This window comes from Xanthomonas sp. DAR 34887 (assembly GCF_041245805.1).
GTDB lineage: Bacteria > Pseudomonadota > Gammaproteobacteria > Xanthomonadales > Xanthomonadaceae > Xanthomonas_A > Xanthomonas_A tesorieronis.
The window spans coordinates 4,539,337-4,557,984 of record NZ_CP162490.1 but is presented as its reverse complement, the minus strand read 5'-3'; the positions used below and the strand labels follow the sequence as shown (position 1 = coordinate 4,557,984).

General features: G+C 70.0%; 16 protein-coding genes. 9 read left to right on the top strand and 7 right to left on the bottom strand.

Translation table 11 applies throughout. The features are described from left to right. The first annotated feature begins 28 nt into the window (after nt 1-28). Entirely contained in the window at nt 29-922 is an 894-nt protein-coding gene (locus AB3X08_RS19410) for a LysR family transcriptional regulator (RefSeq protein ID WP_369934459.1), read from the top strand. A 108-nt stretch (nt 923-1,030) separates the two neighbouring features. Here the strand turns inward: AB3X08_RS19410 and AB3X08_RS19405 are convergent, their stop codons facing one another. Continuing rightward, nucleotides 1,031-1,867 carry a class I SAM-dependent methyltransferase gene (locus tag AB3X08_RS19405; protein ID WP_369934457.1) on the bottom strand — a complete coding sequence of 279 codons (837 nt, stop codon included), beginning with the start codon at nt 1,865-1,867 and terminating at the stop codon, nt 1,031-1,033. Between the two features lie 312 nt (nt 1,868-2,179). On the opposite strand from AB3X08_RS19405, the gene AB3X08_RS19400 reads away from it, so the two are divergent. The 3 genes from AB3X08_RS19400 (at nt 2,180) to AB3X08_RS19390 (ending at nt 5,631) form a co-directional block, all read left to right on the top strand. Continuing rightward, complete coding sequence (locus tag AB3X08_RS19400) at nt 2,180-3,055, top strand: DMT family transporter (RefSeq protein ID WP_369934456.1); 876 nt, start codon at nt 2,180-2,182, stop codon at nt 3,053-3,055. 127 nt (nt 3,056-3,182) lie between these two features. After that, nucleotides 3,183-4,562, top strand: a complete 1,380-nt coding sequence (gene cycA, locus AB3X08_RS19395) for a D-serine/D-alanine/glycine transporter (RefSeq protein ID WP_369934454.1) — start codon at nt 3,183-3,185, stop codon at nt 4,560-4,562. Between the two features lie 157 nt (nt 4,563-4,719). After that, on the top strand, nt 4,720-5,631 hold the full coding sequence (locus AB3X08_RS19390) for a CorA family divalent cation transporter (protein WP_369934452.1): 912 nt from the start codon (nt 4,720-4,722) through the stop codon (nt 5,629-5,631). 31 nt (nt 5,632-5,662) lie between these two features. On the opposite strand, the gene AB3X08_RS19385 is transcribed toward AB3X08_RS19390, so the two are convergent. Beyond that, nucleotides 5,663-6,022 (bottom strand): hypothetical protein, encoded by a 360-nt coding sequence (locus AB3X08_RS19385; RefSeq protein ID WP_369934450.1) that lies wholly within the window; start codon nt 6,020-6,022, stop codon nt 5,663-5,665. A gap of 291 nt (nt 6,023-6,313) precedes the next feature. Between AB3X08_RS19385 and AB3X08_RS19380 the strand changes: the two genes are divergently transcribed. From AB3X08_RS19380 to AB3X08_RS19370, 3 genes are all read left to right on the top strand, one after another. Next, nucleotides 6,314-7,213 (top strand): AraC family transcriptional regulator, encoded by a 900-nt coding sequence (locus tag AB3X08_RS19380; RefSeq protein ID WP_369934447.1) that lies wholly within the window; start codon nt 6,314-6,316, stop codon nt 7,211-7,213. A 54-nt stretch (nt 7,214-7,267) separates the two neighbouring features. Beyond that, entirely contained in the window at nt 7,268-7,819 is a 552-nt protein-coding gene (locus AB3X08_RS19375; protein WP_369934445.1) for an RNA 2'-phosphotransferase, read from the top strand. Between the two features lie 271 nt (nt 7,820-8,090). Beyond that, nucleotides 8,091-10,181: an NHL repeat-containing protein gene (locus AB3X08_RS19370; protein ID WP_369934444.1), complete on the top strand. Its 2,091-nt coding sequence runs from the start codon at nt 8,091-8,093 to the stop codon at nt 10,179-10,181. A gap of 417 nt (nt 10,182-10,598) precedes the next feature. Here AB3X08_RS19370 and AB3X08_RS19365 read toward each other — a convergent pair whose 3' ends face one another. Beyond that, entirely contained in the window at nt 10,599-11,387 is a 789-nt protein-coding gene (locus tag AB3X08_RS19365) for a transporter substrate-binding domain-containing protein (protein WP_369934442.1), read from the bottom strand. A gap of 290 nt (nt 11,388-11,677) precedes the next feature. Here AB3X08_RS19365 and AB3X08_RS19360 point away from each other — a divergent pair, with 290 nt between their 5' ends. After that, nucleotides 11,678-12,679 (top strand): hypothetical protein, encoded by a 1,002-nt coding sequence (locus AB3X08_RS19360; protein ID WP_369934440.1) that lies wholly within the window; start codon nt 11,678-11,680, stop codon nt 12,677-12,679. 635 nt (nt 12,680-13,314) lie between these two features. Then, nucleotides 13,315-14,088, top strand: coding sequence for a lytic transglycosylase domain-containing protein (locus tag AB3X08_RS19355; protein ID WP_369934438.1), 774 nt, complete (start codon nt 13,315-13,317; stop codon nt 14,086-14,088). Nucleotides 14,089-14,304: 216 nt separating this feature from the next. Here AB3X08_RS19355 and AB3X08_RS19350 read toward each other — a convergent pair whose 3' ends face one another. The 4 genes from AB3X08_RS19350 to AB3X08_RS19335 form a co-directional block, all read right to left on the bottom strand. Next, on the bottom strand, nt 14,305-15,000 hold the full coding sequence (locus AB3X08_RS19350) for an AIM24 family protein (RefSeq protein WP_369934436.1): 696 nt from the start codon (nt 14,998-15,000) through the stop codon (nt 14,305-14,307). 52 nt (nt 15,001-15,052) lie between these two features. After that, on the bottom strand, nt 15,053-16,750 hold the full coding sequence (gene treA / locus AB3X08_RS19345; protein ID WP_369934434.1) for an alpha,alpha-trehalase TreA: 1,698 nt from the start codon (nt 16,748-16,750) through the stop codon (nt 15,053-15,055). Between the two features lie 467 nt (nt 16,751-17,217). Continuing rightward, complete coding sequence (locus AB3X08_RS19340; RefSeq protein WP_369934432.1) at nt 17,218-18,000, bottom strand: DUF72 domain-containing protein; 783 nt, start codon at nt 17,998-18,000, stop codon at nt 17,218-17,220. Nucleotides 18,001-18,094: 94 nt separating this feature from the next. Beyond that, nucleotides 18,095-18,568, bottom strand: coding sequence for an SMI1/KNR4 family protein (locus AB3X08_RS19335; protein WP_369934430.1), 474 nt, complete (start codon nt 18,566-18,568; stop codon nt 18,095-18,097). Nucleotides 18,569-18,648 lie beyond the last annotated feature (80 nt).

Here is an 18,648-nt window from a genome sequence, read left to right as displayed (position 1 = left end):
ATGAATTGCGAGAATTACAGTTATAGCCATGCTTAATTTCGGACGCCTGGACCTGAACCTGCTGCTGACCCTGGACGCGCTGCTCGCCGAGCACAACGTGACCCGCGCCGCCGCGCGCCTGCACCTGTCGCAGCCTTCGGTCAGCGTGCACCTGGCCAAGCTGCGCGAAGCGCTGGACGATCCGCTGCTGCTGCCGGGACCACGCGGCATGCGCCCGACCGCGCGTGCCGAGGCCTTGCGCGCGCCGCTGCGGCAGGCGCTGGAGGCGTTGCAACGCGCGGTGGCGGCGGACGCGCCGTTCGACCCGGCGCAGGCGAGCAACCGCTGGCGCGTGGCCGCGACCGACTATGGCGAATCGACCATCCTGCTGCCGGCGCTGGCCGCGTTGCGCAGCGCGGCGCCGGGCACGCGGCTGGCGGTGCTGGAAATGGCGCCGTTGCAGATCGCGCGCAAGGCCGAGCAGGGCGAGATCGACCTGGCCCTGCATACCCGCGACGGCGCGCCGCCGAACCTGCGCCAACGCACGCTGTTCGCCGAACACTACGTGCTGGCCGGCCGCGCCGGGCATCCGCGGCTGCAGCGGCGGCCGACGCTGGCGCAGTTCTGCAAGCTCGAGCACGTGATCGTGTCGCCGGACGGCGGCGGTTTCAACGGTGTCACCGACACGGCGTTGCACGCGCTCGGGTTGCAGCGCCGGGTGGTGCTGTCGGTGCCGCATTTCCTGTTCGTCATCGATGCGCTGCTGCGCACCGACCTGGTGGCGATGCTGCCGTCGCGCTTGGTACGCGCGCATCCCGGGCTGAAGGTATGCGCGCCGCCGGTGGCCGTGCCTGGCTATGAGATGGCCATGCTGTGGCACGAGCGCGTGCATCGCGATCCGGCGCATCGCTGGTTGCGCGAGCAGATTGCGGCGCTCGTGTGAGGGTCGCGCGTTGGCGTTTTTTTATCCGGCGTTTCGGTCATCGGTTGCGATGGGCTGGCTGTCGCGGCTGAAGCCGCTCCTACAGGGGTATGCGGCGCGCCGGATCGGCTAGCGGCGTGTCGCCAGCACGCCGTCCAGCGCGAGTTCCGCGCGGAAGCCGGCCTTCTCCAGGCGCTTGCTCACCTCGCGCGGCACGTCGCGGCCGCTGGTCAGTTTGTTCGGGCTGCCGGTGTAGTGGAACAGCCGCCCGCCGCGACGCAGTACCCGCGCGAGCTGGTCGTAGAACGCTTGCGAATACAGTTCGCCGGCGATGCCGAAGCGCGGCGGGTCGTGCAGCAGCGCATCCATCGACTCGCTGGCGATGGCGCCGATGGCTTCGGCCACGTCGGCGTGCGTCAGCTGCAGGCGCCCCTCGCTGGCGGCCGGATCCGGCGACCACGGGTTGAGCGTGCGCAGCCACAGCACGTCGGCGTTCTTCTCGAACGACTGCAGCTGCGCCACGCCGGCATCCAGCGCGCAGGCGGCGAAATAGCCGAGCCCGCCGCAGGTGTCGAGCACCCGCTTGCCGCGCGGTTCGATCAGCGCGACCTTGCGCCGCGCATCCTCGAACGGCGACAGCTGCGCGCTCGGCAGCATCTTGATGCCGTCGATCTCGAAGGTCGGCGCGCCCCATTCGGTCGGCACCAGTTTGATCAGCGAGCCGCCGTAGCGCGATACCGGCGCGAAATCCTCGCCGTCCCAGTGGTAGATCGTGCGGTCCTTGAGCTTGGCCGGATACGGATACGCCCGCCCGCGCCATTGCCAGCTGTCCGCGGCGAGCAGGGGTTGGCCCTGGCTGCGTTGCAGATCCAGCGACCCGGTCCAGCTGGCGGCGCCGCCATCGCGTGCGGCACGCAACGCGTCGGCGAGCGGGCGGGTCAGTAGGGGGCCGGAGGAATGGGTCACGTCGAGAAGGCGATGCGCCAGCGCGCGCTGCGCGAGGCCGGGTCGTCGATACGGGGGAGGGCATCGTAACCGAGGGCCGCAGCGAAGTCCTGCGCCAGCGCAGCCGCGGTCCGCCGAGCCTGTGGCCGTAGCAGGCCTTGGTGCGTTCGCGCAGGACGCATCGGCGACGACGAAGCGCCTTGGCACCGCACCAGGTGGCGCGTGCGCTGGCTGCGGCGAACCGTCATGGTGGCTGGTGCGATGGCGACGCATAATGACGTCCTCCCCCCTTCAATGGCCGACGCCGCGCGGCGCCAGCTGCCAGGATCCGCGATGCTCAAAGGTGTGCTGCTCGGTTTCGCCTGCTATGCCGCCTACTCGATCAGCGATGCGTTCGTGAAAGGCCTGGAGGGGTCGCTGCCGGCGTACGAGGTGGTGTTCTTCGGCGCGTTGCTGATGCTCGCCGCGCTGCCGTTCCTGAAGAAGCGCGGCGATCGCTGGCGCGAAGTGGTGGTGGCGCAACGTCCCAGCATCTGGCTGCTGCGCGCGTTCACCGGCGCGGTCGGCAACCTGTCCGCGGTCACCGCGTTCACCTTGCTGCCGATGGCCGAGGCGTTCGCGCTGATCTTCCTGATGCCGATCTTCGTCACCGTGCTGTCGGTGCTGTTGCTCAAGGAGGAAGTGCGCTGGCGGCGCTGGCTGGCGGTGATCGTCGGCTTTATCGGCGTGCTGATCGTGTTGCGGCCCGGCTTCCGGCACCTGGGCGAGGGCCACGTCGCGGCCATCGCCTGCGGCTTGGTCGGGGCGGTGTCGGTGATCAGCCTGCGCATGGCCGGGCCGGGCGAGAAGCGCCTGACCCTGTACGGCGCCGGGGTGCTCGGCCCGTTGCTGATGGGCGCGCTGCTGATGCTGCCGACCTTCGTGTGGCCGACCTGGCAGCAGTGGATCCTGCTGGCCGGCTACGGCCTGCTGGCCGGCCTGGCCGCGATCTTCATGATGTACGCCTCGCGCGTGGCGCCGATCAGCGCGGTGGCGCCGACCCAGTACAGCCAGATGCTGTGGGCGATCGGCTTCGGCTACTGGCTGTTCCACGATCACCTGGACTGGCCGATGCTGGTCGGCATCGCGCTGATCCTGGGCGCCGGCCTGTTCACCCTGGTGCGCGAGGAGAAGGTCACGCAGTGGTGGCGGCGCACCAAGATCGTCTGAGCCGCCGGCTTCGGGGCGCGGTGCGGCTCGTGCCGATTTCCGCGCGCAAAGCGGGCGCAGCGCGCTGGCGCGTGCGCGCCGCATCTTCTATGTTGTCCCGCTAGACCCCCTGCCGATGGCCGCGCCCATGTCCGAACCGTCCGCCCAGCCCGACCATCTCAAGCGCAGCCTGTCCAACCGCCACCTGCAATTGATCGCGATCGGCGGCGCCATCGGCACCGGTCTGTTCATGGGCTCGGGCAAGACCATCAGCCTGGCCGGTCCGTCGATCCTGTTCGTGTACCTGATCATCGGCGCGATGCTGTTCTTCGTGATGCGCGCGATGGGCGAGCTGCTGCTGTCGAACCTGGAGTACAAGTCGTTCATCGACTTCTCCACCGATCTGCTCGGCCCATGGGCCGGGTTCTTCTGCGGCTGGACCTACTGGTTCTGCTGGATCATCACCGCCATCGCCGACGTGATCGCGATCGCCGCCTATGCGCAGTTCTGGTTCCCCGGCCTGGCGCCATGGATCCCGGCGATGCTGTGCGTGCTGTTGCTGCTGAGCCTGAACCTGGTGACGGTGAAGCTGTTCGGCGAAATGGAATTCTGGTTCGCGCTGATCAAGATCGTGGCGATCTGCGCGCTGATCCTGACCGGCGCCGGACTGGTGGCCTGGGGCTTCCAGTCGCCGTCCGGGCACGTGGCCTCGCTGGCGAATCTATGGAACGACGGCGGCATGTTCCCGATGGGCATCGGCGGGTTCTTCGCCGGTTTCCAGATCGCGGTGTTCGCCTTCGTCGGCATCGAACTGGTCGGTACCACCGCTGCCGAGACCGCCGACCCGCGGCGCAACCTGCCCAAGGCGATCAATTCGATTCCGGTGCGGATCCTGGTGTTCTACGTGCTGGCGCTGATCGCGATCATGGCGGTGACGCCGTGGCGCGAGGTGGTGCCGGGCAAGAGCCCGTTCGTGGAGCTGTTCGTGCTGGCCGGGGTGCCGGCCGCGGCCAGCCTGATCAACTTCGTGGTGCTGACCTCGGCCACCTCGTCGGCCAACAGCGGCATCTTCTCCACCAGCCGCATGCTCTACGGCCTGGCCGAGGAGCGGCATGCGCCGCGCGGATTCGCCCGGCTGTCGCGCGCGGCGGTGCCGGCGCGCGGGCTGCTGTTCTCCTGCGCCTGCCTGCTCGGCGGCACGCTGCTGGTGTACCTGATTCCGAACCTGGTCACCGCCTTCACCCTGGTCACCACCTTGGCCGCGGTGCTGTTCATGTTCGTCTGGTCGCTGATCCTGTGCGCGTACATCGCCTACCGGCGCAAGCGCCCGCAGCTGCATGCGGCCTCGGCGTTCAAGATGCCCGGCGGCGTGCTCATGTGCTACGTGTGCCTGGCGTTCTTCGCCTTCGTGCTGGCCTTGCTGACCCTGCAGGACGACACCCGGCAGGCGTTGCTGGCCAGCCCAGTGTGGTTCCTGCTGCTGGGCATCGGCTATGCGGTGAAGCGCCGCTCAGGCGCGCGCGCCTGAGCGGCGGCAACACGGCGAGGGCCAGGTCTAGCGCGGCGACGGTCCCATTCGGCGCGGTGTCGTGGCGTCGGCGGCCGCGGCAAGTGTGTGCGCCGTTGACGTTCGCTTCAGCCGCGGCGGAGGATGCTCGCGCCCTCCCGCCATCGAACCGATCCCGATGATCACGATCCACCGCATTGCCGGAGCGTCCCCGCAACCGTTCTGCTGGGTGGACCTGTGCCAGCCCAGTCGCGAGGAACTGGCCGAGGCCGACCGGCAGGTGGGGTTCGCCTTGCCCACGCGCGCGGCGATCGGCGAGATCGAGTTCAGCAGCCGGGTGCGCGTCGAGGGCGATGTTCTGTTCCTCAACGTGCCGCGCTTCCAGGACGACGACGGCCCGACCGCGCCGTTGGGCTTCGCGCTGTCGCCGCGGATGCTGGTGACCCAGCGCGAGCAGCGCATGGGATCGTTGGAAGCGGTGGCCGCGCAACTGGAAAAGAACCCGTGCCGGACCAGCGACGACCTGCTGCTGCGCCTGCTCGACCAAGTGGTCGGCCGCCTGGCGGACCGCCTGGAAGCGCTGGAGGCGGAGATCACCGAGACCACGCGCGTTGTCTTCGACGAACCCTACAAATCGCGCGACATGGAGCGGATGCTGCGCCAGGTTGGCGGCATGGGGCGGCGGCTCGGCGGCATGCACAACGCAGGGCAGGGCCTGTTGCGCCTGGCCACCTACCTGGACGGCGCCGCACCGGACTGGTTCGGCGCCGATGCGGCCAAGCGCATCGGCCTGCTGCACAAGGACCTGGTCACCCTGAGCGAATTCGAGCAGCACCTGGACGACCGCGTCGAATTCCTGCTCGACAGCGTGCTGGGCATGATCAACATGGACCAGAACAACGTGATGAAGGTGATGGCGGTGGCGTCGGTGGTGGGCATTCCGCCGACGGTGCTGGTCGGCATCTGGGGCATGAACTTCGCGCACATGCCCGAACTCAAGTGGCACGACGCCTACTACTGGGCGTTGGGCGTGATCGCGCTGAGCGTGGTGCTGCCGCTGGCGTGGTTCCGCCGCCGCGGCTGGGTGTGAGCGCGGCGGCGGGCGCAGGCGCCCGCGCGTCCTAGGCGGCGAGGCTGTCCGCTTCGGCGTCCGCGTCGCTGTCGTCGCGCTCTTCGCCGCTGACGTGCTGCACCGGCGCGATGTCCCACGACACCGTGTCCGGATCGATCAGCGCGTGGATCGCGGCGCCGCGCAGCTCGCGCATCAGCCGCCGCGCCGAGGCGGTGCCTTGCGCCACGCTGTCCCACAGCAGCATGTCGACCACCGTGCCGTCGCGGCGCCGCGCGATGCGCCGCGAGCGGAAGCCGGGCTGGCGTTGCAGCCAGGCATCGACCTCGGCATTGGCGCGCAGGAAGGTGCGCCAGGTGCAGTCCTGCAGGCGGAAGGTGGTGATTTCCAGGGCTTCGCTATGCGCTTGCATCGGCTCAGCCCTGCGCTTTGCGCGGTGCGGCGCAGTGAAGGGAACGGCGGGGCGCGGCGGCGATCGGCGCGCAGAGGAAGGGGGAGGGGGACACGATGGGCATGGGAGCACTCCGGTAGACGCGACGGGGATCCGGCCTGCACAGAATGCGAGCGCGGCGCCGCGCCGCGTTATCGCGATCCCGCGGAATTCTTGTCCGATCCTGCAAACCGTGCCGCGGCGACGAACGCGCCGTCGCAGCATCAGGCAAGCTGTCGGTCCCTGGATCGCCCGCCACCACGCCCGACGCCGATGACCGCGCTCGCCGACCGCTATCAAGAAATGGCCGCACTCATTGCCCGATTGGCCGTCCCCGACGGCGACGGCGAGACCGCCATCGATGGCCTGTTCTGTTCGTACCGCACCGCACCCTCGCCAAAGACGCACACCGCGCAGTGGCCTTGCTTCGCCCTGGTGGTGCAGGGCGAGAAGTGCCTGAGCCTGGGCGCCGAGGAATACCGCTACGCGGCCGGCACCTATCTGCTGGTGGCGCTGGACCTGCCGGTGATCTCGCGCATCACCCAGGCCAGCCCGGAGCAGCCGATGCTGGGCTTGGCCCTGGCGATCCGCCCGGACCGGCTGCGCGACCTGCTCGAACGCATTCCGCTGCCGGTGCAGGCCAGCGCCGACTGCGTGCGCGGCGTCTCGGTCAACACCGCCAGCGCGGCCCTGCTGGATGCCACGCTGCGCATGCTGCGGCTGCTCGAACAGCCGGACGACATCGCCGCGATGGCGCCGTTGATCGAGCAGGAAATCCTGTATCGCCTGCTGACCGGTCCGTGCGGCCCGAACCTGCTGCGCATCGCGCAGGAGGACAGTCCCAGCAACCGGATCGCCAAGGCGATCGCGTGGCTGCGCCAGCACTACGCCGAGCCGATCCGGATCGAAGACCTGGCGCGGCACGTCGCCATGAGCGCCTCCTCGCTGCACCACCATTTCAACGCGGTGACCTCGATGACCCCGCTGCAGTACCAGAAGCAGCTGCGCCTGCGCGAGGCGCGGCGGCTGATGGTGGTGGAGCGGATGGACGTGGGCTCGGCCGGCTATCGCGTCGGCTACCAGAGTCCGTCGCAGTTCAGCCGCGAATACAGCCGCCTGTACGGCCGCTCGCCGCGCAACGACATGGCCGAACAGCTCGGCCTGGGTGGCTGACCGCGTCGGCGTGGTCTATGGTGCGCGGCCCGAGTGCATGCCGAGGCCGCTGCGATGGAATGTTCCGACGAGACCGCCAGCAAGTTCCTGAGCTGGGTGTTGCGGCATCAGCCGCAGGCAATCGGGCTGCAGCTCGATGCACAGGGCTGGGCGTCGATCGACGAGCTGCTGCGGCTGGCGCAGCCCACCCAGCCGCTGACCCGCGCGCAACTGCAGCGGGTGGTGGCGGACAGCGACAAGCAGCGCTTCGCGATCAGCGCCGATGGCCTGCGCATCCGTGCCAATCAGGGCCATTCGCTGCCGGTGGAGCTGGGCCTGGCCTGCGTGGAGCCGCCTGCGCAGCTGTACCACGGCACGGCGACCCGTTTCGTGGAGGCGATCCGCCGCGAGGGATTGCGGCCGGGCCAGCGCCAGCACGTGCACCTGTCCGTATCGCCCGACACGGCATTGCAGGTTGGACAGCGCTATGGGCAGGCCGTGGTGCTGACGGTGCGCGCGCAGCCCATGGCCGCGGCCGGGCATGCGTTCTATCGCGCCGACAACGGCGTCTGGCTGACGGCGCAGGTGCCGGTGGCGTTCCTCGATTTCCCAGATGCGATCGTCTAGGACATGTCGTCGATCCGGAGCAGGTCGCGTTGGGCCTGACAGGCGAACGCGTGGGCCGCGCTTGTGCGCCTCGCACGCGGCATGATCGGTCCGACGGCGCCATGCTGTCCGCTTTCGCGCCGTTGCTTGCTTGGTCTATGCAAGCGGCGCGATCTGCCTGGGGATTGAGGAAGCGCGTTGGCGCACCGGAGATTGCCCGCCACGGCGCAGGCGCTTCCCTGCGCCGCGCGCTTTGTCTAAGGTGCCTGACCATTCGTCGCGCGGGCAGGGCATGAGAAAGACCGGGGTGTGGCTGCTGTTGCTGGCGCTGCTGGCGCTCGCGCTGTTCGCCTGGTGGCGCAGCGAACGTGGGCCCAGCGCAGCGCGCAGCAGCGCACCGGCGCCGACGCCGCTGGGGTGGCTTGCCCAGCTGCAATGGGTGGCCGGGGACGGCGTGCGCGGCCTGGCCGATGGCGCCGCGGGGCGCGCACGCTTCGCCGATCCCTACGGCATCGTGGTCGATGCGCACGGCGTGCTGTACGTGGCCGATGCCGGCGACAACAACCGCATTCGCCGCATCGCCCGCGACGGCGTGGTCTCCACCCTTGCCGGCGGCAGCGAGGGTTTCGTGGATGGCCCTGCCAGCGCGGCGCGTTTCGCCACGCCATCGGGCCTCGCGGTGGACGCGGCGGGTACGCTGTACATCGCCGATACCGGCAACCATGCGATCCGCAAGCTCACCGCGCAGGGCGTGGTCAGCACACTGGCCGGCGACGGCACGCCGGGTTTTCGCGACGGCCCTGGCGCGCAGGCGCGTTTCAACGGCCCGATGGGCGTGGCGCTGGATGCGCAGGGGCGCGTCTACGTCGCCGATACCTACAACGACCGCATCCGCGTGATCGAGCGCGACGGCCAGGTGCGCACGCTGGCCGGCGGCGAACGTCCCGGCTATGCCGATGGCATGGGCGCCGACGCGCGCTTCGACACGCCGACCGATCTGAAAGTGGCCCGCGACGGCGTGCTGTGGATCGCCGACCTGCGCAACGACGCGATCCGCCAGCTGCTGCCGGACGGGCGGGTGGTCACCCTGGCAGGTGCCAGCGAGGCGTCGCCGCTGGCGCGGCCGCTGAGCCTGGGGCTGACCTTCGACGGCCACGGCTACGTCGGCAGCGACGATGGCCGCGTGCTGCAGGTCACCTCGACCGGCCACGTGCTGGTGCTCTCCGGCGAGCGCAGCGACACCCACCTGGCGCGTCCGGCGGGCGTGACGGTCGCCGCGGGCGGCGCCGTCTACGTCACCGACGCGGGCAGCGCGCGGGTGCACCGGCTGGTGCCAACCACGCCGCAGGCCGCTGCCGCCGCTGCGCCCGCGGTGATCGGACCCGCCGCGGCCCAGCCGCTGCCGGCCACCGACGGCCGCTGGCCGCTGCGTCCGCAGGACGGCTGGCACGAAGTGGTCGGCACGCTCGGCGAGGTGCGCGGCAACTACCAGGGCGAGAGCCGCGACCATCTGCATGCGGGCCTGGACATCCGCGGCGACGTCGGACAGACGGTCTATGCCATCGCCGATGCCAAGGTCGCCAGCCCCAACGCGACCTGGGCGCTGGGCAAACTCGGCGAAGGCATGGCGCTGGACCAGCTCGGCTACATCCACATGCGCGTGGGCCGCACCGCGCAGGGCGCGCCGCTGGATCCGCAACGCTTCCATCTGCTCGCCGACGACAGCGGCGCGCCGCAGCGGGTGCGCGTGCTGCGCGGCACCCGCTTCGCCGCCGGCGACGCGCTGGGCACCATCAATGCGATGGCGCACGTGCACCTGAGCGTGGGCGCCAGCGGTTTCGAACGCAATGCGGTGACGCTCGGTTTCCGCGACTACGCCGATCACTACTCGCCGCAGATCCAGCGCATCGAACTGTTCGACGGCAACGGCCAGGCGCTGCCGGCCACGCAAGGACGGGTGCGGCTGGCGCGCGGCAACGGCGGCGTGCAGATCGTGGTGGAGGCCTGGGACCAGGTGGATCGCAACCTGCCGCGCCGGCGCCTTGGCCTGTATTCGCTCGGCTACGAAGTGCTCGATACGCAGGGCCGGCCGCTGCCCGGCGCCGCGCCGGCGCAGCCGAGCATCCAGTTCGACCGCATGCCCGCCGATGCCGATGCGGTGAAGGTGGCGTACGCGGCCGACAGCGGCATCACCGTGCACGGCAGCGCCACGACCCGCTTCCGCTACGTGGTGACCAACACCGTGCGCGATGGCCGCATCGCCGAAGGACGCTGGCAACCGGACGCGCTGCCCGCCGGCGACTACCTGATCCGCATCACCGCGCGCGACTACAGCGGCAACCAGGCCATCGCCAATCGCGATCTGCGGGTGACGCTGGAGTAGGCGCACCCGTGCGGCGAGATGCGGCTGCCGAGCCGACTGCGAAGACGAGCCTGGAGCCGATGTTGCGATCGGTTTGCATGCATGAGCCCCCGTGGGAGCGCCTCCAATAACTCCATTCCGGAAGCTGCACGCTGCACGCTGCGATGGCCTGTTCCTTTCTTCTGTCGCGGCTGAAGCCGCTCCTACAAGAGCACGGCGCGCATGTGTAGGAGCGGCTTCAGCCGCGACAGGAAGACGAAGCGGCCGTGATGCGAAGGCGTCCATGAAAACGCGGCCGCAACGCCACCGCGTCTATCGCCAGTGCGCCTTTGCCACTCCGTGGCATCTCGAACGTATCGATGCCCGAATCCGCAGGCTGCGCGTGCCGGTGTCTCGCAAATGCATCGACATGCTTTTGGGGGTTATTAGAGGCGCCCCTCAGTCCGTATCCCCCAGCCACGGCGCCTGCGCCTTGCGGTACTCGCCGCTGGCCTTGCTCAGGTGCAGCCACTGGTCCACGTAGGCCTTCCATGCCATGTCGTCGCGCGGCAGCAGGAACGCCTTTTCGCTGTACTGCAGCGGCTGTTGCGGATTCACCGTGCATAGCCCGGGCATGCGGCGTTGCTGGAAGCGCGCTTCCGAGGCGTCGGTGATCATCACGTCGGCGCGGCCTTCGAGCAGTTCGCGGAAGATCGCGGAGTTGTCGTCGGACAAGGTCAGCCGCGCCTGCGGCAGTTCGCGGCGGGCGAAGGCTTCGTTGGTGCCGCCGCGCGGTTCGATCACCCGCACCTCGGCGCGATCGATCTGCGCGATGTCGCGATAGCGCGCCTGGTCGGCGCAGCGCACCAGCGGAATCTTGCCGTCCACGTCGAGCACGGCACTGAACCAGGCCTGGCGCTGCCGCGGCAGCGAGACCGAGATGCCGCCGACGGCGATGTCGCAGCGATCGGCGAGCAGGTCCGGCAGCAGCGTCGCCCAGCGCGTGGGCACCCAGGTCACCGGTACCTCCAGGCTGGCCGCCAGCGACTGCGCCAGCGTGATGTCGATGCCTTCGTAGCCGCCGTCCGCGCGCAGCAGACTGTAGGGCAGGTAGTCGCCGGTGGTGCACACGCGCAGCGTGCCGCGCTGCGCGATGCGGTCCAGGTGCGACGGCGCGGCGATGGCCGGCAGCGCGGCGGCGGCGCTCAGCAGGCAGGCGCCCAGCCAGCGGATCGGTGCGTGCGTCATGGCAGACGGGTTTTCACGAAGGGATGTTCTCCAAACCAGGGGGGCTGCGCGCGTTGGCTGTACGCCGGCTGTCGCTGCGGCGGCGCCGGCCACCTTAGCCGGTTTCCTCGCGGTACGGCGCAGCGCCAAGCGTGGCAGGGGTTTGCACCCGAAGTCCGGCGGCCGGTGGCAACGCGTGGCGGCGTTGGCTGCCGACCGACACGTTGCGGCACAGGAACTCACGGCACCATAGCGGAGTCCGGAGACAATCTTCCGGTGGACGCATACCTCGCTATGGAATCTCGATCGTCGTGACGTCTGCGCCTGCGGAAGACCGGCTGCTGCACCTGGGCGCGGCCGCCACCACCTTGCTGATCCTGCTGTTGCTGGGGCGCCTGCTGCTGATCGCGCCGGCGCAGGCGCCACCGCATGCCCACGACGAAATGCGACTGGTGTTCGTGCCGCGCTCGCCGCCGGTCGCCGCAGCGCCGACCCCGCAACCGCAATCGCAACCGCACGCCGTCCAGTCCGCGCCGCATGCCGCGGCACGGCGTGCGCCCGCCGCCGCGCGCGCCGCGCAAACGCCGTTGCCGCCACCGACCCGCACCCCCGCCGCCGCGGCCACGCAGGCCGCGCCGATGAGCGCCACGCTCTACACCCGCGACGGCAGCGCACGGCTGCCGGACGGCGTGGCGGTGGATCCGTTCGCCGAGGCGCAGGGCACGCCGCCGGGCACCACCAACCCGCGCGACCTGGCCAAGGCCAAGCGCCTGCTCGAGCGTCCGAAGGCGATCGACTACCGGCCCACCCGCTTCGACAAGGACTGGGCCACCAGCGGCACCCTGGGCGACGTGGCGATGCAGGGCATCGGCGATGCGATGAAGAAGATGCTGCCCAAGAACACCCACCAGTCGGCGGTGGCGCGGCCGCCGCCGGACGTGCGCTTCAATCCCGGCTTGCACGAGCGCCCGGGCGATCTGGGCAGCGAGGCCACCGGCGACGCCTACAAGGCCGCGCCGATCGCGTTGGAAAAGGCGCCGGGCCTGGACGGCGAGGCCAGCCGCCGCATTCGCAAGGCGATCGGCGAACTGGAGCAGCGCCGTGCGGCCTGCCCGGCGGCGCAGCGCAGCCGCCTGCTGCAACCGGTGCTGGACAACCTGGCCGACTTGCAGCGGGTGGAAAACGCGATGGCCCACGGCGCCGACCCGATCCTGGCGCAACAGACCCTGCCGCGCGCCGCCGACAGCGCCTACGACCTGGCGCGGCGCGCGCTGTGGTACGCCGACCAGAAACTGGCGGCGTGCGCGCCGTAGCGATGGCGGCTTCAGCTACGAGGAGCGGCGTGGCGGCGATCCGATTTCACAAGCAGTCGGGACTGAAGTCCCTCCCACAGTGCACTGGGTCAGCTCACCGCAAGCTACCTGTAGGAGCGGCTTCAGCCGCGACAACCAAGCTAGGTCAGCTATCTGATTTCGCAAGCAGTCGGGACTGAAGTTCCCCCACAGTGCACCGGGCAGCTTGCCGCAAGCCACCTGTAGGAGCGGCTTCAGCCGCGACAAACAAGCTAGGTCAGCTATCTGATTTCACAAGCAGTCGGGACTGAAGTCTTTCCCACAGTGCACTGGGTCAGCTCGCCGCAAGCCACCTGTAGGAGCGGCTTCAGCCGCGACAAACAAGCTAGGTCAGCTATCTGATTTCGCAAGCAGTCGGGCCTGGAGTCCCCCCACAGTGCACCTGGCCAGCTTGCCGCAAGCCTCTTGTGGGAGCGACTTCAGTCGCGACGAGTGGGGCCGGAACCGCAGCAGCTTCGGCATCTTGTCGCGGCTGAAGCCGCTCCTACAGGGACAGCGGTGCGGGTCAAAACGCGCGTGCTGGCCGGTCCTCACCCGCGCCGACGCCAGGTGCGCGATGATGCGCGCCCGTCTTCGCCGGTTCATGCTGCCGCCCGATGTCCTGTTCCCGAACGCTGCTGGTCCTGCTGCTGTCGTGCTGCGCCGTCGCCGCGGCGCAGGCGCGCACGGTGTACCGCTGCGTGCGCGACGGCACGGTCAGCCTGGCGACCGCGCCGGAGCCCGGCTCCAAATGCACGCCGAAGGAACTCGACGATGCCGCGATCGCCACGCCCAATCTGTGGGGCAGCATGGGCGTGTTCAGCGGCACCCTGTACGAGCGCGAGCAGGACGGGCGCCTGGTGTATTCCACGCGCAATCTGCCAGGGTCGCGCCCGTACCTGCGCTTCACCGCGGTCACGCCGCCGGGCGAGGTGGCGCATCCGGGACTGGGCAAGGTCGGTGCGCCGCAGTTGAACATGCACGCCAAGCAGTTCCGCGCCGCGGCGCGCGCCACCGGCGTGGACGACCCGTGGCTGCGCGCGATCGCGCATGCCGAAAGCGGCTTCGATGCGGCAGCGGTGTCGCCGAAGGGCGCGCAGGGCGTGATGCAGCTGATGCCCGAGGTGGCGAAGGAGTACGGCGTGACCGATCCGTTCGCCGCCGACCAGTCGATCGCCGGCGGCGCGCGCTACATGCAGGCGCTGCTGCGCCGCTACCAGGGCGACCGCACGCTCGCCGCGGCCGCCTACAACGCCGGCATCGGCACCGTGGCGCGCTACCGCGGCGTGCCGCCGTACGCGGAAACCCGCGACTACATCGACAAGGTGATGGCGCTGTACCAGCGCTACCGCGAGGCGATGGGGATCAAGGCGGAAACGCCGGCGCAGTAGCGCGGGTTTGCGTCGGGCGCTTGCAGGCACGTTGGTTGCGCGCTTGGCTGCAGCCGTTCGTGTTCGATCGCGTGCGCGGCATCGTCGCGCTTGCCGCTGCCGCGCACTCGCAGCCACGCAGCAGGCGGCAATGCGCGAATGCACGCTACGCGCCGGCTGCCCTGCCGCCGCCGCGGCCGGTCCCTTGCGGTCGGGACCGGCTGCGCGCGCCGGGTCTCAGCTCTTGGCCTGCAGCGCCACTTCCTCGTATGGCTGCACCACCACCCAGCCCTCGCCGGCGAAGCGCAACTGGATGCTCTCGCCGGAGCCGCGCCCGAGCAGGGTACCCAGGCTGACGTCGGCGACGATCTCCGGGGTCAGCCCGCCGGACCAGGCCACGGTGGCGTTGGGGTCGGTGAACACCGGGCCGCTCTGCGCGTTGACCGGTAGCGTCAGCGGTTCGTAGTGCGAGGTGATGGCGACGATGCCGTGGCCGCTCAGGCGCACGTTGAACAGGCCGCCGGAGAGCATGCCGGCGACCTTGCGCATCATGGTGATCTGGCTGTCGATGCCGGACTCGATGGCGAGCACGTCGTTGCCGTTGACGAAGATCGACTCGCCGGCCAGGCGCAGCAAGGTGATCTTCTTGCCGGCATCGGCCAGGTAGACGCGGCCCTGGCCCTCGACCTTCATCAGTTGCATGCCTTCGCCGCTGACCGCCTTCTTCAGCAGGTTGCCCAGGCCCTGTTCCATCAGCCCCTGGCGGGTGAACTTGACCGCGCCCTTGCGCGCGACCATCGCCCCGGCCTTGGCCCAGACCAGGCCGTCCAGGCGCACTTCCAGCAGGTGCGGGCTTTCCAGTTCGAACGCGTCGGCGGAGGCGTCCTTCTCGCGCGAAGTGGACAGGAATTCGGCCAGGGTGCGTACGCTCATCTTCGGTCCTTGGTATGGGCAAGGACCGCAGCATACCCGCCAGCCGATGGGATCAAGGCGTGGCCGGCTCCGGCTGCCGCTGCGTGGCGGTGGTGGCCGACGCGGCCGGTGCGGGCGGCGCCACCGGCGTGGCGTACAGGTCCAGCAACAGCAGGGTCACGCCGTTGGTCCAGCCGAAGCCGTCCTGCAGCGCGTATTCGCCGCCGCCGCCGCCCTGCGCCTTGGCGTCGACGCCGTACTTCTCCACCAGCTTGTGCTGCTGCGCGAACAGCGCCTGCACCCGCGCCAGGAAGCGGCTGCCGATGCGCTGCGCCAGCGCGTCCTGGCCATAACGGCGCAGGCCGTCCACCGCGATCCACTGCAGCGGTGCCCAGCCGTTGGGCTCGTCCCATTGCTGGCCGGTATGCAGGCGGGTGGTGGCCAGGCCGCCGGGACGCAGCAGCTGCGCCTGCACGGTGTCGGCGCTGCGCTTGGCGCGCGCCGGCGAGGCGATGCCGACGAACAGCGGATACAGCGCCGCGGCGGTGACCTGGTCGCGCAACCGGCGCTGTTGCCAGTCGTAGTCGGCGTAGTAGCCGGCGTCGCTCCACAGGTGCTTGTCCATCGCGGTCTTGCGCGCGCTGGCCAGGGCCGCGTAGTCGGTGTCGCAGCCGGACGCGCCCGGGTGCTTGGCGCAGGCCAGGGCCAGGGTGGTTTCGAGGTGGTAGAGCAGGCTGTTGAGATCGACCGGAACGATGGCGGTGGTGCGGATCGTGGCCAGGGTCTTGCGGTCGCCCAGCCAGCGGCTGGAATAGTCCCAGCCGCTTTCGGCGCCGGCGCGCAGGTCGCGGTAGACCTCGGCGGCGGGGCGGTCCTTGGCTTCGGCCGCGGTGCGCACGTCGTGCAGCCAGGCTTCCGGGCGCGGCGTGTCGCGCGCGTCCCAGTAGCGGTTGAGCAGGCTGCCGTCGGCCAGCCGCACCACGTGCGCGTGCGCGCTGCCCGGCGCCAGCGTCTGCGCGCCCTGCATCCAGTACGCGTATTCCTTCTGCAGCTGCGGCAGGTAGCGCGCATAGGCCGCATCGCCTTCCACCTTGGCCTGCAGCTGCACCATGTGCGAGAAGAACGGCGGCTGCGAGCGGCTCAGGTAATAGGTGCGGTTGCCGTTGGGGATGTGCCCGTAGGTGTCGATCAGGTAGGCGAAGTTGTCCAGCATCTGCCGGCTGCGTTCGGTCTCGCCGCTCTCGACCAGGCCGAGCATGGTGAAGTAGGAATCCCAGTAGTAGACCTCGCGGAAGCGCCCGCCCGGGACCACGTAGGGCTGCGGCAGCGACAGCAGGCTGCTGTGCGCCGGCACGTCCACCTGGCGCCGCACCAGCAGCGGCCACAGCGCGTCGATGTGCTCGCGCAGGCCGGTGTCCTGGCGGATCGCCTCGGTCTGCACCGGGCCGGATTCCTCGAAGTTGGCGGCGACGAAGCGGCGCAGGTCGAAGCCCGGCTGCTGGCGCTGGGCCAGGTAGTCGGCGTTGATCAGGGCCGGGTCGCGCAGCGGCAGCGCATCGACGAAGTGCTTCTGGTCGTCGAACAGCTCCTGCTGCTGCACGGCCTGGAACAGCTCGGGATAGGCCAGGTCCGGGGTCAGCGGCGCGGGCGCCGGCGCGGTCTGCACCGCGGTCGGCGCGGGCTGCGCCGAGGCAGCGTCGTAGTTGCCCAGCAGCAGGCCCAGCGACAGGCTCAGCAGCGGCGTGCAACAGGGAGGAGCGGCATGGCTCATCTCGGGTCCAGAGCAGGATGCGTGCGGCATGGTAAACGACCGAAGGAGGGGGCGGGTGACTGGCGGCTGTGGCGGCCGCTCGCCGGCGAAACCTGGCAGTGCGGGACGATCCGGCCGGGGCGCGACGCGATCTGCCGATCTGGCGATATCGGCCATGCGCCGGTGGGCTTGAGTCGGAGCGCGTGGCGGAGACATGCCGGGAGCGATGCAAGAGCGGGGCCAATCGGCGGTGGCGCCTGCTGCCGGGGTGGCGCCGCCGCCGGGGGCGGGATGGCGCAGCGTGCCGGCATCGGCCGCCGGCGTACGCCGGCCGGGTTGGCGCAGGCGTACGCGGCCTTGCGGGAGTCGGGTGCCGACACGATGTGTCGCGGCTGAAGCCGCTCCTACAGGGACGGCGGACGAGTGTCCGGGTTCAGGCGTAGGCGCGGGACTGCTCCGCAGACGGCGGGAATCGGAGGGACGTGGCGTCAGCCGGCCGCGCCGGCGCCGAGCCCGCGCAGCTGCGCCTGCAGCGTGGCGGCGTTGTCGAGCGCGTGGCCGAGCGCGGTGTTGTCGAAGATCACCCAGGCTTCGCCGCTGTGCGGCGTGGTGGCGACGACGTGGTCGGCCAGCCGTCGCAGCGCGTCGTCGGCGTAGTCGCTGTAGTAGATGCGCGGGGCGCCGTGCCAGCGCCAGTAGGCCGGCGCCGCGCTGCCGGCGGGCTGTGCGGCGCTGGCGTTCAGCGCCGGATCGGCGGCGACGCGGGCGATGCGGTGGCGCTGCCAGACGACCTCGGCGCGCGCGCTGAACCAGCTGGCGTGGCGCGGTTCGCAGGCGATGCCGCCAGGCCAGCGGCGCCGCAGCATCGCGAAGAAAGTGGCCGCGGTGCGTGCATCGAAGGCCAGGCTCGGCGGCAGCTGTACCAGCAGGCAGCCGAGCCTGTCGCCGAGGTGGCCGACTTCATCGAGGAAGGCCTGCAACAGCGGCCCCACGCCGGACAGGCGCGCGTCGTGGGTGATCGTGCGTGGCAGCTTGGCCGAGAAGCGGAAATCCGCCGGCACGCTGTCGGCCCAGCGCTGGTAGGTGCTGGCGCGGTGGGGGCGATAGAACGTGGAGTTGATCTCGACCGCATCGAAGCGCGTGGCATAGCGCGCCAGCTGGCTGGCGCCGTCGCCGACCAGCGTGCGCTGGGTGCTGGCGATCGACCAGCCGGCGCAGCCGATGCGGATGCGTGGCGCGGCGTCGGTGCGGCGTGGCGAGGCGGTCGGCATCGGCGGTGGCAGGCGGGACGGGTCTTTGGGATATCAAGCGCTGCGGCCAAGCGCCGTGAAGGAGATCGCCGGCCATAGCCGCCTGCCGGCAGGTTCATGCGTCGTCCGCCTCCTCCTCGTCGACCAGTCCTTGGACGAACTGGCGGAAATCCGGGCAGAGCGGCCGTTCGGCGTGGGCCTGGTTCTGTTCCGGGCTGAGCTCGCTGTCGAAGGTATCGGTGGTGAAATAGCTGACGGCTCCCGTGTCCAGATCCAGGCAAAAGAAGTTGCCGCCGCAGTCGTTCGCGAACGGCAGCAGGCGTGCGGGCAGAACCTGTTTCTGCAGCATCAACCGGTAGGTGGACAGCAGCGTGTAGTCGCAATGCGCAATCGGTTTGAAAGTGGCGACCTCGATCGGCTCATAATCATCTTCGCCGACCCAATACGCTCGCTCAGGCATGCCGCCGTTGTACTTGAGGTAATGCTCCCGGAAGGGAGTCGGCAGCTTCCTGCCAATCACCGATTCCAGGTGATCCAGGTCCGCTGGGGTGACGGCCGCTTCGCCATCCGAGAATGTGTTTTCAAGCATCGCGATCCCCGATCGGCAGCAGTGCCCAGGAGACGAGTCTACTTTTCGGAGGATGTTTGGTCAGCCGGCTTTCCCGGAAA

Excerpts from the sequence above, each read along its gene's own strand:
- AB3X08_RS19410 (WP_369934459.1), top strand. The coding sequence starts at position 29 with ATGCTTAATTTCGGACGCCTGGACCTGAACCTGCTGCTGACCCTGGAC.
- AB3X08_RS19400 (WP_369934456.1), top strand. The coding sequence starts at position 2,180 with ATGCTCAAAGGTGTGCTGCTCGGTTTCGCCTGCTATGCCGCCTACTCG.
- cycA (WP_369934454.1), top strand. The coding sequence starts at position 3,183 with ATGTCCGAACCGTCCGCCCAGCCCGACCATCTCAAGCGCAGCCTGTCC.
- AB3X08_RS19390 (WP_369934452.1), top strand. The coding sequence starts at position 4,720 with ATGATCACGATCCACCGCATTGCCGGAGCGTCCCCGCAACCGTTCTGC.
- AB3X08_RS19385 (WP_369934450.1), bottom strand. The coding sequence starts at position 6,022 with ATGCAAGCGCATAGCGAAGCCCTGGAAATCACCACCTTCCGCCTGCAG.
- AB3X08_RS19380 (WP_369934447.1), top strand. The coding sequence starts at position 6,314 with ATGACCGCGCTCGCCGACCGCTATCAAGAAATGGCCGCACTCATTGCC.
- AB3X08_RS19375 (WP_369934445.1), top strand. The coding sequence starts at position 7,268 with ATGGAATGTTCCGACGAGACCGCCAGCAAGTTCCTGAGCTGGGTGTTG.
- AB3X08_RS19370 (WP_369934444.1), top strand. The coding sequence starts at position 8,091 with ATGAGAAAGACCGGGGTGTGGCTGCTGTTGCTGGCGCTGCTGGCGCTC.
- AB3X08_RS19365 (WP_369934442.1), bottom strand. The coding sequence starts at position 11,387 with ATGACGCACGCACCGATCCGCTGGCTGGGCGCCTGCCTGCTGAGCGCC.
- AB3X08_RS19355 (WP_369934438.1), top strand. The coding sequence starts at position 13,315 with ATGTCCTGTTCCCGAACGCTGCTGGTCCTGCTGCTGTCGTGCTGCGCC.
- AB3X08_RS19350 (WP_369934436.1), bottom strand. The coding sequence starts at position 15,000 with ATGAGCGTACGCACCCTGGCCGAATTCCTGTCCACTTCGCGCGAGAAG.
- treA (WP_369934434.1), bottom strand. The coding sequence starts at position 16,750 with ATGAGCCATGCCGCTCCTCCCTGTTGCACGCCGCTGCTGAGCCTGTCG.
- AB3X08_RS19340 (WP_369934432.1), bottom strand. The coding sequence starts at position 18,000 with ATGCCGACCGCCTCGCCACGCCGCACCGACGCCGCGCCACGCATCCGC.
- AB3X08_RS19335 (WP_369934430.1), bottom strand. The coding sequence starts at position 18,568 with ATGCTTGAAAACACATTCTCGGATGGCGAAGCGGCCGTCACCCCAGCG.